This is a genomic window from Roseburia rectibacter, assembly GCF_014287515.2.
GTDB lineage: Bacteria > Bacillota > Clostridia > Lachnospirales > Lachnospiraceae > Roseburia > Roseburia rectibacter.
The window spans coordinates 2,432,299-2,447,926 of sequence record NZ_CP092473.1 but is presented as its reverse complement, the minus strand read 5'-3'; the positions used below and the strand labels follow the sequence as shown (position 1 = coordinate 2,447,926).

The window sequence follows — 15,628 nt, the reverse complement described above, 5'->3', positions numbered from 1 at the left end:
ATCTAATAAACTGGATGACTCATATTTATTTTGCTAAAAGCATCATGATCTGGTTGCTGCGCTGTACAAATTTGGACATTGCATCAACAGACAGAGGTTGGTTTGAAAGCATTGCAAGATCGTATAACTGTTCGCAGAACATCGGAACATGCTCAGAATCCTTGTGCTCGAAAATGTATTTTACAAGTTCGTTATTTGCATTTAACGTCAGGGTCTGATCTGCTGCAAACATGTTCGGGTCCATACCACCCATGCCGTTCATTGCGTACATCTTCATCATATCCTGCATACGTCTGCCTTCCTCGGAGAGAGTGATGACAGAAGCAATATCAGCATTTTTCAGTTTCTCGACTTTGACAGTCAGCTTGTCATTGTTTAAGGCTTTTTTGAATACATCCGTCAGGGTATCTGTCTCAGCCCTTAAGTCCTCAGCAGAAGTCTCGTCCTTTAAGGATTCTGTCACATCTGCATCGATACGCATGAATTTATAATGCTCGTTGCGCTGTTCCAACTGTGAAATGAAAGAAGTATCAATGTTGTGGTCTAAGATGACAGCGTCCATGTTCTGCTCTTTGAACATCTTAATGTACTGACCCTGCTGAAGTTTGTCAGTTACATAGTAGATTACCTTGCGCTCATCTTTTTCCTCAGTATTCTCATCTGCTGCATCGGTGCTTTCCTTTTTGATCGGATTGCCGTCAGCATCTAATACCTCAGCTTCATCTTTGTTTTCGTCTTTCTTTTCTTCCTCTTTGACTAAGAGTTCCGGAAGAGTGAGATATTTGTCATCCAGATTCTTGAACAGGATGTAATCGTTCATCTTGTCACAGAACTTGGTATCTTTCAGACAGCCGAATTTGATGAACGGGCTGATGTCGTCCCAGTATTTCTCGTAATTTTCTTTATCCGTCTTGCACATACCGATCAGCTTGTCAGCTACTTTCTTGGTGATGTACTCGGAGATCTTCTTTACAAAACCATCGTTCTGCAGTGCACTTCTGGATACGTTAAGCGGTAGATCCGGGCAGTCGATCACACCTTTTAAGAGCATTAAGAATTCAGGAATGACTTCCTTGATGTTGTCGGCGATAAATACCTGATTGTTGTAAAGTTTGATGGTTCCCTCGATGGAATCATACTCGGTATTGATCTTCGGGAAGTACAGGATACCCTTTAAGTTGAACGGATAGTCCATATTCAAGTGGATCCAGAACAATGGTTCTTTGTAATCTAAGAATACTTTGCGGTAAAATGCTTTGTATTCTTCGTCGGTGCATTCGTTCGGACTCTTTGCCCAGAGAGGGTTGGTATCGTTTAATGAAACCGGACGCTTTACGATCTTTAATTTATCTTTTGCAGGAGAAACTTCAATGACTTCTTTTTCGCCGTTTTCGTTTTCTTTCTCCTCTGTTTTTGCTTCCTCATGGATCGTCTCAACGACAGTGTCTGTGTCTAATTTATCAGCGGCGTCGATCGTCTCATATTCTGTCTCAGCGTTTGCCTTCTCAAGGAAGATCGGAGTCGGCATGAAAGAGCAGTACTTTTCGATGACTTCTCTTGCACGGTACTCGTTGGAAAATTCAACGGAATCCTCGTTTAAGAAAAGGGTGATTTCTGTACCGACGCCTTCTTTGGTGCCATCAGCCATATCAAATTCAGTACCGCCGTCGCAGGACCAGTGAACAGCCGTTGCGCCGTCTTTGTAGGATAATGTATCGATCGTTACCTGATCAGCTACCATGAATGCGGAATAGAAGCCAAGTCCAAAGTGACCGATGATCTGATCGTCGTTTGCTTTGTCTTTGTATTTTTCAATGAAATCTGTTGCACCGGAAAATGCGATCTGGTTGATGTATTCCTCAACCTCGTCTGCGGTCATACCAAGACCATTATCGATAAATTTTAAGGTTTTTTCCTCCGGATTTACAACAACGTGGATCTCCGGTTTGTAGTCAGACGGTAATGTATATTCGCCCATCATTTCGAGTTTTTTTAATTTTGTGATCGCATCACATCCGTTACTGATCAGCTCACGGAAGAAGATGTCGTGATCGGAATATAACCATTTTTTGATAATCGGGAACAGATTATCGCTGTTAATTGAAAGATTTCCATGTTTCTCTGCCATATTCAAACACTCCTTTATAATCGTAATAAAATGCAGTGGGCAGATCCGCCTCGCTGCTGCCTGAATCTAATATTATAACCGCAAATTTCAAAAGTCAATAGAAAATCAGCACTCTTTTTTAATGAGTGCTAACAAAAGAAACGGAAATGCCTTAAAACAGGGAAAAACCAGTATTTCTTAAAAAAATATAAATTAAGCAGATAAATAGGATTTTCATTTTGCAGGATTTGTTTTATCATGATAACAGTGAAATTTATTAAGCAGATGAAAAAGATGTTTGCTGGGCAGAAATGGAGATTATTATGACATGCGACAATAACATTCCGGAAATTGATTTTGTGATCACATGGGTAGATGGCAATGATCCGGACTGGCAGAAACAGAAAATGGAGTACAGTATGCAGCCGGATCTGTCGCAGAAACAGGATGACAGAAAAGAGAGATACAGAGACTGGGATCTGCTGAGGTACTGGTTTCGTGGTGTGGAGCGTTTTGCACCATGGGTGCGCAGGATACACTTTGTTACATGGGGGCATCTGCCATCCTGGTTAAATAAAGAACATCCGAAGTTAAATATTGTAAATCATAAAGATTTTATTCCAGAAAAATATCTGCCGACATTTAATTCACATGCCATTGAGTGGAATATGCACAGAATCCCAGGTCTGGCAGAGAATTTTGTATATTTTAATGATGATATGTTTCTGATAAAAAAGGTCAGACCGGAACAGTATTTTAAAAATGATCTTCCGGTGGATATGCTGGCTCTTCAGCCTGATGTGGCAAATACAAAAGATCAGGTCATGCCATATATTTACCTGAATAATGCCATGCTTCTGGCAAAATATTTTGACAAACGTGAAAATATGAAAAAACAGCCGGGAGCATATTTCCATCCCGGTTATCCGTTTATGTATTTTATTTATAATATGTTAGAACTGGCGTTCCCGTTGTTTACAGGATTTTACACGGTTCATGGGCCGTCTCCTTTTAAAAAGAGTACTTTTGTGAAAATGTGGGAATTAGAGCCGGAGTTGTTAAACGAGGTGTGCAGCCATAAATTCCGTCAGAAAGAGGATGTCAGCCAGTATGTGCTCAGGGAGTATCAGAAACTGACTGGCGGTTTTGTTCCCGGCAATGTAAGAAGACTCTGCCGGTATTATGATGTCTCAAATGATAACAGCAGGATTGTGGCTGATATAGGTCATCAGAAGAGTGGAAGCGTCTGTTTGAATGACAGCAATCAGGAGATTGATTTTGAGTGGGCAAAAGAAGAACTTCATATGGGTTTTGCGCAGATCTTGAAGGAAAAATCTGCATTTGAAAAGTAAGAGGTGAAAAAAGTGATCGTATTAAAAGCAGATAGCGAATTAAAAATGACATTTGAACGGCTGATAAAGACCATGCATGCAAATGTAAACTGGACAGGTCTTTTTGTGGCACTTGATAATTATCTCATTTTACAGGGGGAAGTGCGCTCCCTGTTTTTTCATTTTGACAGTAGAAAAGTGGCGGAAAATATTGTAGATCTGCCGATCAAAGAAGATGAGATCAAAGATACCGATGAGGCAGCAGTACGGGATGTGATCAATATGATCCTGTATGCATTTGGAAAATGGGGAACGATCCAGGGACTTCGTGTGGAAAAAAATACGGAGCAGCTGAATACTCTTTTCGGGCATGTGCTTGCAGGAATCTATATTGAACCGGAATATACCACGCAGTATTTTCGTTTTTATCATGCAGGAAAGCGTATTACCTATGAAGATGTGATACAGGCGGCACTTGAGGCAAAAGAAGCAGTGCAGAAGGAAGAGGAAGCAGACGAGGAACAGGGACTCTGGCATAAAGTTGAATGGAAGATGGCGCATACTGTTTTTGAGAGAATAGAACTTTCACTGTCAGAAAGAGCAAAAGGCAGGATTGGCAATAACTTTTATAAAGTTGGTTACCGCTGCCCAAAATGCAAAGGAAATCTGCATATGATCATGTATCCGAAAGGAAAAGAGTTTCGAATCGAGACGCCTGAGGGAGTAGTCCTTTTGGCAAAAGCATGTACCTGTGCAGCGTGTCACAGATTTTATACGCCGCGCCCATGGAAACTTCTTGGAGACGGCGATATTTATCTGATGGATTTTGAGGAGGATAAAAAGGCATACGAAGATTATCTTGAGCTGATGGGGCGTAACGGCGAGCATGAGGCAAACAGCCGTTATAATGAGTATGAGGACGGCAGAAAGCCGGCGGGTGTCGAGGACGAGCAGCAGCCACTTGAGGAACTGTGCGAGGATCTGCCGGAATATTCAGATGCAGACTTTGAGGAATTATTAAATAAGATAGAAGAGGGATTTTTCCCGGAAAGCAGTATTGCAGCCTGCGAACCTGCCATACAGGAGGAAAAAAAGCGTCGTAAAAAGTTAAAGAGTACGCCTGCATCAGATCAGGACGAAGTCACAGATGATGAAGAAGAGCAGGATGAGAGCAAGAACCGGCACGCAGAAAAACAGCATGGAAATGAAAGCGCGGGTGAAAGTGGATGGAAGCGGAATGAGAACGAAAGGCTGTATGCAGATGCACGTCAGGATGAAACCGAACGACGCCATGTGAAAGGTTCCCGATATGAGAGTGACAGCAGGCAGCCGCACGAAGCTGGGCGGATTGGTGGGGAATCGTCCGATGAAAAATATGCACAGGTAAATAATGCGGAGGCACAGAAAGTCCGCGAGACTTATCAGGCTAAATTTGGAGTCGCAGACCGTATGTCAGAGCGCCAGCTTTCCGAATTAAAACACCAGCTCATGCATGAAACAAGAATTTCGCCCGAAGAGCGGAAACAATACCTGGATATGTTAGAGGAAAAAGAACAGGACAGAAAGCTTGCCGCGTTAAATAAAAAGGCAGAGAACTGCGCAGATAAAAATTATGCCGTGATGCGCCGTGTCTATGACGAGATTGCAGAGGAAAAGCTGCCGCAGGAGAAAAAACAGAATCTGCTTTTAAATCTGAAACAGAAAATGCAGACACAGGCAGAGCGGGAAGTCGCAGGGCTGGTTGGGAAAATGCCGCCTAATATGGACAGGGCACGTTACCATGCACTTCGGGAGAAATTAAAAGAATACGAAGGAGTAGATTTAACTCCATATCAGGAACGGTTAGAATCGCAGAAAAATCTTGCCGAACAGCAGGAAATAAAAAATATGATCCGCCAGTCGAGAAAAATCACCAGAGATGATCTGACAGAGCTTAAGGAGCGTCTGAAAGAAAAGGAGTTTGAGCCGGGGCTGGTTTTGCCGTATTTTGAGCAGATCGAGAATAAAATCCGTCAGATGGATGAAAATGAGATCGCAGAAATTACCGGTGATCCGGCACACATGTCCTTTGATGAGGGAATGGATGCGTATCAGAAGATTGCAGAAGGACCATATTTACCGGATTTAAAGGATAATGCATTAGAACTTTTAAGCAGGCGTCTTTCCAAGATCAAGACAGATGAGTGTGAACAGCTTGTAAATAAGCTGAAAAATGAACTGGAAGAGGCGGGAATCACAGAAAGCCAGAAACATTATTTTTACCCGGCGAGAAAAGTGCTGTTAAAGCAGGCAGCGCCGCAGGAAACAGAGGTTATCGATTATGCCATGGCATCCTATGCCGCAGGAAACGGTCTGTTTGAATATCCGATTTTTGTGGTGGACACATCGAGAAACAACAGTGGAAAAGAGGGGATTATCCTGACACCGGAACATCTATATTACAGCACACTGATGACATCTTACCGTATTGATATTCCGTCCATAGATGAGATCACTGCATACACAGGACTTTTAAACCGTGGTGTGTATGTGACAGAGAAAAATGGGAAAAAGACGAAAATTCCATATGCGGTAGAGAATAAGCAGCTCACGGCATATGCCGGGGTATTGAATGAATTTATTCATTATTTACAGGAAAAACCGGATTCGCGAAATATTTCTTATCTGGCGAAAGAAAAACATGATACGATCTGCTGCTTCCGCTGTGGTTATGTATATAAGGGAGGAAATATCTGTCCAAAATGTGGATTTAAAAACAATGCTTAGAAAATATTAAGAATTATTAAAAATGTATAAAAATGCTTCTTATTTTTGAAAGATATGATATAATGTTACCATACATATTGTTATTTAATTAACAAAATATGTGATGGTTATATAAAAGTTGCACACAGTAAATGACACAAAAAATACAGGCATGTGTATGTGTCAGGGGGCGGCCTTTTGATGGCGGCAGATTGGAGGAAAGATGGCAAGATTTACATTACCACGCGATTTGTATCACGGAAAAGGGGCATTGGAAGCATTAAAGACGTTTGAAGGCAAAAAGGCGATTATCTGCGTAGGCGGTGGTTCCATGAAACGTTTCGGTTTTCTTGACCGCGCAAAACAGTATCTGGAAGAAGCCGGCATGGAAGTACAGCTTTTTGAAGGAATTGAGCCGGATCCATCGGTGGAGACCGTAATGAAGGGCGCAAAGGCGATGGAAGAGTTTGGTCCGGACTGGATCGTTGCGATCGGAGGAGGTTCGCCGATCGATGCGGCAAAGGCTATGTGGATCAAATACGAATATCCGGATATCACATTTGAGGATATGTGCAAGGTGTTTGGTATTCCAAAACTTCGTAAGAAAGCGCATTTCTGTGCGATTTCCTCAACTTCGGGAACTGCAACAGAGGTAACTGCATTTTCCATCATCACCGATTATGAGAAAGGTATCAAATATCCGATCGCTGACTTTGAGATCACACCGGATGTTGCAATCGTTGATCCGGAACTTGCAGAGACAATGCCACAGAAACTGGTAGCACATACCGGAATGGATGCGATGACACATGCAATCGAGGCATATGTATCGACAGCGAACTGTGATTTCACAGATCCGCTTGCCCTGCATGCAATCAAGATGATCCAGCGTGATCTGGTAGGATCTTATAACGGGGATATGGAAAAGAGAGATAACATGCATAATGCACAGTGTCTTGCCGGTATGGCATTTTCCAATGCACTGCTTGGTATCGTACATTCCATGGCACATAAGACCGGTGCTGCATTTGCGGATTACGGCGCACATATCATCCACGGTGCAGCCAACGCAATGTATCTGCCGAAAGTGATCGCATTTAACGCCAAAGATGAAACTGCAAAGAAACGTTATGGTGAGATCGCAGATTTCATGGGACTTGGCGGTGATTCATTAGACGAGAAAGTGGAACTTCTGATCAAATATCTGCGTGGTATGAATGATGACTTAAAGATTCCGCACTGTATTAAGAATTATGGTGCAGACAGTTATCCGACCGAGCAGGGATTTGTACCGGAAGAAGTGTTCTTAGAGAGACTGCCGGAGATCGCAGCCAATGCCATCTTAGATGCTTGTACCGGATCGAATCCGCGTCAGCCGAGCCAGGAGGAGATGGAGAAACTGCTGAAGTGCTGCTACTATGATACGGAAGTAGATTTCTAGGATTTCTAGGATTTTTAGAGTCTGAGAATAAAAAGGAAAAGAAAAAGACAGACGGATTTTCCGGTTGGGAGGGAATGATCCGTCTGTTTTTATGTGCATTCAGCGAAGCCGATGCATGGGCTTAAGTCATTCTCGTGGACTTGCTGTGGGCTTATTTTATTCTTTGGACTTACGACTTTGAACTTTGTGCCCTGTGGTTGTGGGTCCTTTTCTGGTTTATCTGAGATTCCAGATGCACCGGCAGCTACTGTTTCCAACTTGTGCTGGTTCTGCGTGGATCATAAAAGTTGACACCACATGGTACCGTGATAAAAAATGTACCAAAAAGGTAACCTCAATTAAAAAAGGCAGCACAGGGAAAATGACGCTGTATGCGAAGTGGAAAAAGAAATAAATACTTACAAAATGTTCCACATCACGAAACAAAGTTTTACATTGTGAAAATGTAACAAAAAAACAGGGATAAATAGCAAAAAAAATGTTGCTATTTAGACAAAATATGATAGAATGAATATGTGCGTTTTAGAAATGTACATGACATGGCTTGATTATGGAAACAAATACAGTGTCCATAATTACATAGTAATATAATTTAGGAGGAATTATCAAAATGGCAAACAAATGGGTGTATATGTTTAGCGAAGGCGACATGACCATGCGTAACCTGCTTGGCGGTAAAGGTGCCAACCTTGCAGAGATGACAAGCATCGGACTTCCTGTACCACAGGGATTCACAATCACAACAGAGGCTTGTACACAGTACTATGAAGATGGTCGTAAGATCAACGACGAGATCATGGCTCAGGCTATGGAAGGCGTTAAGAAAATGGAAGAGATCAACGGAAAGAAATTCGGCGATCTTGAGAATCCATTGTTAGTATCTGTTCGTTCAGGAGCAAGAGCTTCCATGCCAGGTATGATGGATACCATCTTAAATCTTGGTTTAAATGACGAAGTAGTTGCTGCTATGATCAAAGGTAATCCGGATCCTGCATTCGAGCGTTTCGTATATGACTCATATAGACGTTTCATTCAGATGTTCTCAGATGTAGTTATGGAAGTTGGTAAAAAATACTTCGAGCAGCTCATCGACAAGATGAAAGAAGAAAGAGGCGTTAAATTCGATATCGACCTCACAGCAGCTGACTTAAAAGAGTTAGCAGAGCAGTTCAAGGCTGAGTACAAGAATCAGTTAGGAACAGATTTCCCTTCAGATCCTGTTGAGCAGTTAAAACTTGCTATCGAGGCTGTATTCCGTTCATGGGACAACCCACGTGCGAACGTATATCGTCGTGATAACGATATCCCATATTCCTGGGGTACTGCAGTTAACGTAATGCCTATGGTATTCGGTAACTTAAATAACGAATCTGGTACAGGTGTTGCATTTACACGTGATCCTGCAACTGGTGAGAACAAACTGATGGGTGAGTTCTTAATCAATGCACAGGGTGAGGACGTAGTTGCCGGTGTTCGTACACCTATGCCGATCGCTCAGATGGAGAAAGAGTTCCCGGAGGCATATGCAGACTTCCTTAAAGTTTGTGAGACTCTTGAGAATCACTATCATGATATGCAGGATATGGAGTTCACCGTTGAGAACAAGAAGTTATACATGCTTCAGTGCCGTAACGGTAAGAGAACAGCTCCAGCTGCACTTAAGATCGCTTGTGATTTAGTAGACGAGGGACATAAGACTCCGGAAGAGGCAGTCGCTATGATCGATCCTCGTAACCTTGATACATTACTTCATCCACAGTTCGATGCTGCTGCATTAAAAGCTGCTACACCGATCGGAAAAGGACTTGGTGCTTCTCCGGGTGCTGCCTGCGGTAAGATCGTATTTACAGCAGAGGATGCTGAAGAGTGGAATGCAAGAGGAGAGAAAGTCGTATTAGTACGTCTTGAAACTTCTCCGGAAGATATTACTGGTATGAAAGCTTCCCAGGGTATCTTAACAGTTCGTGGTGGTATGACATCTCACGCAGCCGTAGTTGCACGTGGTATGGGTACCTGCTGTGTATCCGGATGTGGCGATATCGCTATGGACGAAGAGAATAAGAAATTCACATTAGCTGGCAAAGAGTTCCATGAGGGAGATTATATCTCTATCGATGGTACAACCGGTAACATTTACGATGGAGCTATCAAGACAGTTGACGCTACGATCGCTGGTGAGTTCGGACGTGTTATGGCATGGGCTGATCAGTTCAGAACTCTTAAGGTTCGTACAAATGCAGATACTCCTGCAGATGCTAAGAAAGCTCGTGAGCTTGGTGCAGAAGGTATCGGTCTCTGCCGTACAGAGCATATGTTCTTCGAGGAAGACAGAATCGCTGCTTTCCGTGAAATGATCTGCTCCGATACAGTAGAAGAGAGAGAAGCTGCATTAGAGAAGATCCTGCCATATCAGCAGGGAGACTTCGAAGCATTATATGAAGCTCTGGAAGGCAACCCAGTTACTATCCGTTTCCTTGATCCGCCTCTTCATGAGTTCGTTCCTACTGAGGAAGCTGACATTGAGAAACTTGCAAAAGCTCAGGGTAAATCTGTTGAGACAATTAAGAACATCATCGCTTCTTTACATGAGTTCAACCCAATGATGGGACACAGAGGATGCCGTCTTGCAGTTACTTATCCGGAAATTGCAAAGATGCAGACAAAAGCTGTTATCCGTGCAGCAATCAACGTTCAGAAGAAACATTCTGACTGGACTGTAAAACCTGAGATCATGATCCCATTGGTTTGCGAAGTAAAAGAGTTAAAATATGTAAAACAGGTTGTTGTTGAGACAGCAGATGCTGAGATCGCAGCAGCAGGTATCAAACTTGATTATGAAGTAGGTACTATGATCGAGATCCCAAGAGCTGCTCTTACAGCTGATGAGATCGCTAAAGAGGCTGACTTCTTCTGCTTCGGTACAAACGACTTAACACAGATGACATATGGATTCTCTCGTGACGATGCTGGTAAGTTCTTAAATGCTTACTATGATAAGAAAATCTTCGAGAACGATCCATTTGCAAAACTTGACCAGACAGGTGTTGGTAAGTTAATGGAGACAGCTATTAAACTTGGAAAACCGGTTAATCCGAAACTCCATGTTGGTATCTGTGGTGAGCACGGTGGAGATCCTTCATCTGTTGAGTTCTGCCACAAGATTGGTCTGGATTATGTATCCTGTTCACCATTCCGTGTGCCGATCGCTCGTTTAGCTGCAGCACAGGCTGCTATTGCAAATAAATAATTTGTTGTAAGGTAAAATGCTGCCTGTGCTGCATGCACAGTGCAGCAATTGCAAACAAATAAATTGTTTTGCATAAATTAAAAAGGGGATATGTTATTTTTGGGAGAAGGTAATATATAGAGGGAAAACCCGCATGAACCGAAAGGTTTGTGTGGGTTTTTTTGTGTAAGGGTAAGGATTGACAATCCATATATTTGTCAATATAATTAAACTGAGAGTTTAATTAATAAAAAAGGAGAGGTATATGGGACGAAGAAAAAAAGAACCGAGGGCAGTACATAGAGAAAATATTGCGTCAGCGGCATCGGTATTGTTTATGGAAAATGGAATTACGGCAACTTCCATGAGCGATATAGCAAAAGCTGCCGGGTACAGCAAAGCTACGTTATATGTATATTTTGAAAACAAAGAGGAGATCGTTGGTCTGCTGGTTTTAGAGAGCATGCAAAAATTATATGGATATATAGTTGCTGCGTTAGAAGAGCAGCAGACAACAAGGGCGAGATACGATATGATCTGTAAAGGTTTAATACAGTATCAGGAGGAATTTCCGTTTTATTTTAAAATGGTGTTAGACAAAATTAATGTTGATTTTAAAGATCATGATTATCTGCCGGAAGAGAAAGCTACCTATCAGGTAGGGGAAGAAATCAATGAAAAAATGAAAGAATTTTTAGCGGCAGGCATTCAAAAAGGCGATTTGCGTGAAGATTTAAAAATAATGCCTACGATCTTTCAGCTTTGGGGAATGTTAGCAGGACTGATACAGCTTGCGGCGAATAAGGAAGAATATATCAAAATGTCGATGGATTTATCGAAGAGCGAATTTTTAGAGGATGGGTTTTGCATGCTGTATCATTCCATAGAAAATATTCTATAAAAAAAATACCAGAATAATAGAAAGAGGAGGAGTTTGAAATGAGTATATCCAGAAAAAAGATAGTGATGATTCTTATTATGTTGTTTCTTCTTTTAGCATTAATTTTTGGAACTGCTTATATAGATCGTGTTGGAGAGTATAAGCGGGCTGTAAAGGAAACGACTATTGAAGAAGTAAATATTTCGGATATTCCGGATGGAGTTTATATCGGAGAATAAAATGAGATCGTTGATGAACAGAGAATAGACGTCGATACCGTTTCAGGTGCGACGAATTCGAGTATTGTTATTAAGAAGGCGGTTGAGGTTGCACTTAAAGGAGCTGCATAAAATTTTATTGGGAGTGAGTAAGTGTATGTTAGGAATCTATTTGAGTGGTACAGGCAATACGAAACATTGTGTTACAAGACTGGTGAAATTAATTGATGCGTCAGCCGATGTGGTTCCATTAGAGGATGAATCTGTTACTGATAAAATAAAAAGGAATGAAACGATTATCCTGGGATATCCGACGCAGTTTTCGAATGCACCATATATGATCAGAGATTTTATCCAAACGCATGCCTCTTTATGGAAGGGCAAGAAAATGATATGTGTCGCGACCATGGGAGCATTTAGCGGGGACGGCGCCGGATGTGCAGCGAGACTTCTGAAAAAATACGGAGCAGTAATCTTAGGCGGCGTACATCTTAAAATGCCGGATTCCATATGTGACAGTAAAATGTTGAAAAAATCAGTGGAAGAAAATGAAAAGATCATCAGGAAAGCGGATGAAAAATTGAAAGAAGCTGCAGAACGGATCAGGCAGGGGGATTATCCTGCGGAGGGGCTGACAATTTTCGCCCATATAGCAGGACTTATTGGACAAAGGCTCTGGTTTTATAAAAAAACGGCGGGATATACCGACCAGCTAAAAATAAATCAGGATTGCGTGGGATGTGGTAAGTGTGCAAAAATCTGCCCCATGAAAAATATCACGATGGAGAATGGAAGACCTCATCCAGGTGGCAAATGTACGATGTGTTACCGCTGTATATGTAATTGTCCACAAAAGGCGATCACACTTTTGGGAAGTAAAGTTATCTTGCAATATAAATTTGAAGATTCTTCCAATCTTACAAAAATGTAAGATTTATCAGGGAAATGTAAGCTAATAAAATGGCGGTACATTTCCTTTTTTGTTAAGATAAAGTCGTGAATTAAGTAAAGCAGATAATTTTTGGGGAGGGAAATTTATGAAAAAGAAAAAACATTCGCGAATCTGGGCTGTCGTAGGTATAATCCTGCTGGGTATAGTTGCTGTCGGCAGTATATATTCTCATTTTGGAGGATTTGGTACCGGACCATGTGCTGATGAAACGGAATTTATGCAATACGCAGACCAGGTGGATAATATAAAAATACCGGAGAAAACAAAGATTGTGGCATTAGGGGAAGCATCCCATGGAAATGTAGAGTTTCAGCAGTTAAAACTTTCCGTATTTCAAAATCTGGTGGAAAATGCCGGGATAAGGGCATTTGCACTGGAGGGAGACTATGGCGGATGTGAGTATGTGAACCGTTACATTCACGGCGGGGAAGGAACGGCAGAGCAGGCTGCCGCGGCGATTGGCTTTGCAATATACAGAACCGATGAGATGGCAGATCTGATTTCTTATATGCGAAAATACAATGAGACTGCAAAGGCTGGAGATGACTTAAGATTTTATGGGTTTGACATGCAAAACTGGTCCTATAATCTGCAGTATCTGACCGAGGCATGTAAAGCGTCAGGAATCGACGTAACTGAACTGAAAAAATTAGAAGACAATGACGAGGCAGACGGCGGCTATGATATTGAGGAACAGACCAGGATTATAATGGAAATAAAAAAAGAATTGCAGGAATCAGATGCGAAAGACATTAAACAGGCAGATCATCTGGCAGATACGCTGCTGCAGAATATTTCTCTTGGAAAAGTGATCGATTCTGCCGTAGAAGGAAATGCGCTCAGAGATCAACGGATGGCAGAAAATGTGATGTGGATTCTTTCTATGGAAGAACAACGGGGGAATGCATGTATTTTTATTTCCGGTCACAATGGACATATAGAGCGGTCTGGAAATTATGGCACGGATAACAGGGTTATGGGAAATATTTTATCGGATGAACTTGGAGAAGGATATTTTGCAATAGGAACAGATTTTTACAAGACAAACTGCAATCTTCCGAAAAGTGATGGAAAGCGTATCACGCACACGTTTTATTCGTATGATCCTCTTGCAAAAGCCGCGAAGAAAGCCGGTTATGATATGTGCTGGCTGGATTTTTCAAAGGTTCCGGAAAATTCAAAACTGAAAGAACAGATTACAGATCATGTTTCTATGGGATCATTAGGAGAGGGTTACAGTGCGTTTTTTATGAGTATTTTCCCTCAAAGTTACCGCATATCACAATCGCCGGAAAAATTGTATGATGGAATGATTTTTGTTGCGGATGCACATCCGATAGAGATCCGGGAAGAGTAGAAAAATAATCGGTCAGGTCTTTGAAAATTGTGTTTTGATTTTCAGAGACCTGATTTTTGTGAAAAAGTAACAAAAACAAAACATATGTTTGCATTGCGCGGTGTTATGTGGTACATTTAAATCAAATATTACGATTGATATAGTACAGGGGGAGAACATGAAATTTCTTCATATCTCAGATTTACATATTGGGAAACGTGTCAATGAGTTTTCCATGATCGAAGATCAGAAATATATTTTACGGCAGATCAAAAAAATTGCATTGGAGCAGCAGGTGGATGCAGTTATGATCGCGGGGGATATTTATGATAAGCCGGTTCCGTCTGCAGAGGCGGTACAGTTGTTTGACAAGTTTCTGACAGAACTTGCAGATTGCGGGAAAAAGGTATTTGCAGTCAGTGGAAACCATGATTCAGCGGAACGCATTGCATTTGGTGCGCAGCTTATGAGCAGCCGGGAAGTTTATGTTTCTCCGGTTTATGATGGAGAGGTAAGATGCGTTACCTGTCAAGATGAATACGGAGAACTGTGTATCTGGCTGCTTCCGTTTATCCGTCCTGCGGTTGTGCGCCATGCGTGGAGAAATGTGACAGAGGGGATATCTATTGGGAAAAATGATGCCGGGACAAAACAGGATCTTGCGAAAGAAGATAACGTGGAGACAGTGGAAACATATCAGGATGCACTGCAGTATGTCGTATCACACATGCCGGTAGACATATCAAAGCGTAATATATTAGTGGCACATCAGTTTGTGACAGGTGCAGCCCGTTGTGAGTCGGAAGAAGTTTCTGTTGGCGGATTAGACCAGATCGAGGCGGGAGTATTTAATATTTTTGATTACGTTGCACTTGGGCACATTCACAGTCCACAGTATATCAGCCGGGAGACACTGCGTTATTGCGGAACACCGCTCAAGTATTCTTTTTCAGAGGCAGAACAGGAAAAGTCTGTTGTTGTTATGGAGATAAAGGAGAAGGGGGATGTCTGTATTGAAAAGGTTCCATTGAAACCTCTTCGTGATCTGCGTAAGATTCGTGGAACCTACATGGAACTGATGTCAAAAGATTTTTATGAGGGCACAGAAACGGACGATTATCTGCAGATCACGCTGACTGATGAGGAAGATGTCCCGGATGGAATGGCGAAACTTCGGACGGTATATCCCAATCTGATGCAGCTTGTCTATGATAATAGCAGAACCAGACAGAGCAGGCAGGTTGAAGTGACGGAGCATGTGGAGCAAAAGTCAGAGATAGAATTGTTTGAAGAATTTTACGAGATACAAAATAATCAGCCGATGAATGAAGAACAGCAGAATTTTGTAAAAAAACTATTAGAGGAATTACATTAATATTGTAAATAACTATT

12 protein-coding genes are annotated in these 15,628 nt (G+C 41.8%); 11 read left to right on the top strand and 1 reads right to left on the bottom strand.

Going from position 1 to position 15,628, the window contains the following annotated elements; translation table 11 throughout:
• Nucleotides 1-25 precede the first annotated feature (25 nt).
• A complete protein-coding gene (gene htpG / locus H8S51_RS11575; protein WP_186900461.1) occupies nt 26-2,128 on the bottom strand; it encodes a molecular chaperone HtpG in 2,103 nt (700 codons plus the stop codon).
• Nucleotides 2,129-2,430: 302 nt separating this feature from the next.
• Here htpG and H8S51_RS11570 point away from each other — a divergent pair, with 302 nt between their 5' ends.
• The 11 genes from H8S51_RS11570 to H8S51_RS11525 all read left to right on the top strand — a co-directional run bounded on the left by H8S51_RS11570 (nt 2,431) and on the right by H8S51_RS11525 (nt 15,611).
• A complete protein-coding gene (locus H8S51_RS11570; RefSeq protein WP_241070694.1) occupies nt 2,431-3,459 on the top strand; it encodes a Stealth CR1 domain-containing protein in 1,029 nt (342 codons plus the stop codon).
• A 12-nt stretch (nt 3,460-3,471) separates the two neighbouring features.
• Nucleotides 3,472-6,204 carry a hypothetical protein gene (locus H8S51_RS11565; RefSeq protein WP_241070693.1) on the top strand — a complete coding sequence of 911 codons (2,733 nt, stop codon included), beginning with the start codon at nt 3,472-3,474 and terminating at the stop codon, nt 6,202-6,204.
• Nucleotides 6,205-6,406: 202 nt separating this feature from the next.
• Nucleotides 6,407-7,624, top strand: coding sequence for an iron-containing alcohol dehydrogenase (locus H8S51_RS11560; RefSeq protein WP_006858501.1), 1,218 nt, complete (start codon nt 6,407-6,409; stop codon nt 7,622-7,624).
• A gap of 232 nt (nt 7,625-7,856) precedes the next feature.
• Nucleotides 7,857-8,018 carry a hypothetical protein gene (locus H8S51_RS18515; protein WP_117922294.1) on the top strand — a complete coding sequence of 54 codons (162 nt, stop codon included), beginning with the start codon at nt 7,857-7,859 and terminating at the stop codon, nt 8,016-8,018.
• A gap of 216 nt (nt 8,019-8,234) precedes the next feature.
• Entirely contained in the window at nt 8,235-10,871 is a 2,637-nt protein-coding gene (ppdK, locus tag H8S51_RS11555) for a pyruvate, phosphate dikinase (protein WP_117922295.1), read from the top strand.
• 244 nt (nt 10,872-11,115) lie between these two features.
• Nucleotides 11,116-11,751, top strand: coding sequence for a TetR/AcrR family transcriptional regulator (locus H8S51_RS11550; protein ID WP_117922296.1), 636 nt, complete (start codon nt 11,116-11,118; stop codon nt 11,749-11,751).
• Nucleotides 11,752-11,789: 38 nt separating this feature from the next.
• Nucleotides 11,790-11,969 (top strand): hypothetical protein, encoded by a 180-nt coding sequence (locus H8S51_RS11545; protein WP_241070692.1) that lies wholly within the window; start codon nt 11,790-11,792, stop codon nt 11,967-11,969.
• Nucleotides 11,970-11,975: 6 nt separating this feature from the next.
• Nucleotides 11,976-12,080: an FMN-binding protein gene (locus tag H8S51_RS18440; RefSeq protein WP_334294428.1), complete on the top strand. Its 105-nt coding sequence runs from the start codon at nt 11,976-11,978 to the stop codon at nt 12,078-12,080.
• A 25-nt stretch (nt 12,081-12,105) separates the two neighbouring features.
• Nucleotides 12,106-12,879, top strand: coding sequence for an EFR1 family ferrodoxin (locus H8S51_RS11535; RefSeq protein ID WP_186900458.1), 774 nt, complete (start codon nt 12,106-12,108; stop codon nt 12,877-12,879).
• Between the two features lie 106 nt (nt 12,880-12,985).
• Nucleotides 12,986-14,257, top strand: coding sequence for an erythromycin esterase family protein (locus tag H8S51_RS11530; protein ID WP_186900457.1), 1,272 nt, complete (start codon nt 12,986-12,988; stop codon nt 14,255-14,257).
• Between the two features lie 157 nt (nt 14,258-14,414).
• On the top strand, nt 14,415-15,611 hold the full coding sequence (locus tag H8S51_RS11525; protein ID WP_186900456.1) for an exonuclease SbcCD subunit D: 1,197 nt from the start codon (nt 14,415-14,417) through the stop codon (nt 15,609-15,611).
• Nucleotides 15,612-15,628: the final 17 nt, after the last annotated feature.

What these genes read in the sequence shown, in the direction of transcription:
- H8S51_RS11560 (WP_006858501.1), top strand. Translation starts at nt 6,407, where the DNA reads ATGGCAAGATTTACATTACCACGCGATTTGTATCACGGAAAAGGGGCA.
- H8S51_RS11570 (WP_241070694.1), top strand. Translation starts at nt 2,431, where the DNA reads ATGACATGCGACAATAACATTCCGGAAATTGATTTTGTGATCACATGG.
- ppdK (WP_117922295.1), top strand. Translation starts at nt 8,235, where the DNA reads ATGGCAAACAAATGGGTGTATATGTTTAGCGAAGGCGACATGACCATG.
- H8S51_RS11545 (WP_241070692.1), top strand. Translation starts at nt 11,790, where the DNA reads ATGAGTATATCCAGAAAAAAGATAGTGATGATTCTTATTATGTTGTTT.
- H8S51_RS11550 (WP_117922296.1), top strand. Translation starts at nt 11,116, where the DNA reads ATGGGACGAAGAAAAAAAGAACCGAGGGCAGTACATAGAGAAAATATT.
- H8S51_RS11530 (WP_186900457.1), top strand. Translation starts at nt 12,986, where the DNA reads ATGAAAAAGAAAAAACATTCGCGAATCTGGGCTGTCGTAGGTATAATC.
- htpG (WP_186900461.1), bottom strand. Translation starts at nt 2,128, where the DNA reads ATGGCAGAGAAACATGGAAATCTTTCAATTAACAGCGATAATCTGTTC.
- H8S51_RS18515 (WP_117922294.1), top strand. Translation starts at nt 7,857, where the DNA reads ATGCACCGGCAGCTACTGTTTCCAACTTGTGCTGGTTCTGCGTGGATC.
- H8S51_RS11525 (WP_186900456.1), top strand. Translation starts at nt 14,415, where the DNA reads ATGAAATTTCTTCATATCTCAGATTTACATATTGGGAAACGTGTCAAT.
- H8S51_RS11535 (WP_186900458.1), top strand. Translation starts at nt 12,106, where the DNA reads ATGTTAGGAATCTATTTGAGTGGTACAGGCAATACGAAACATTGTGTT.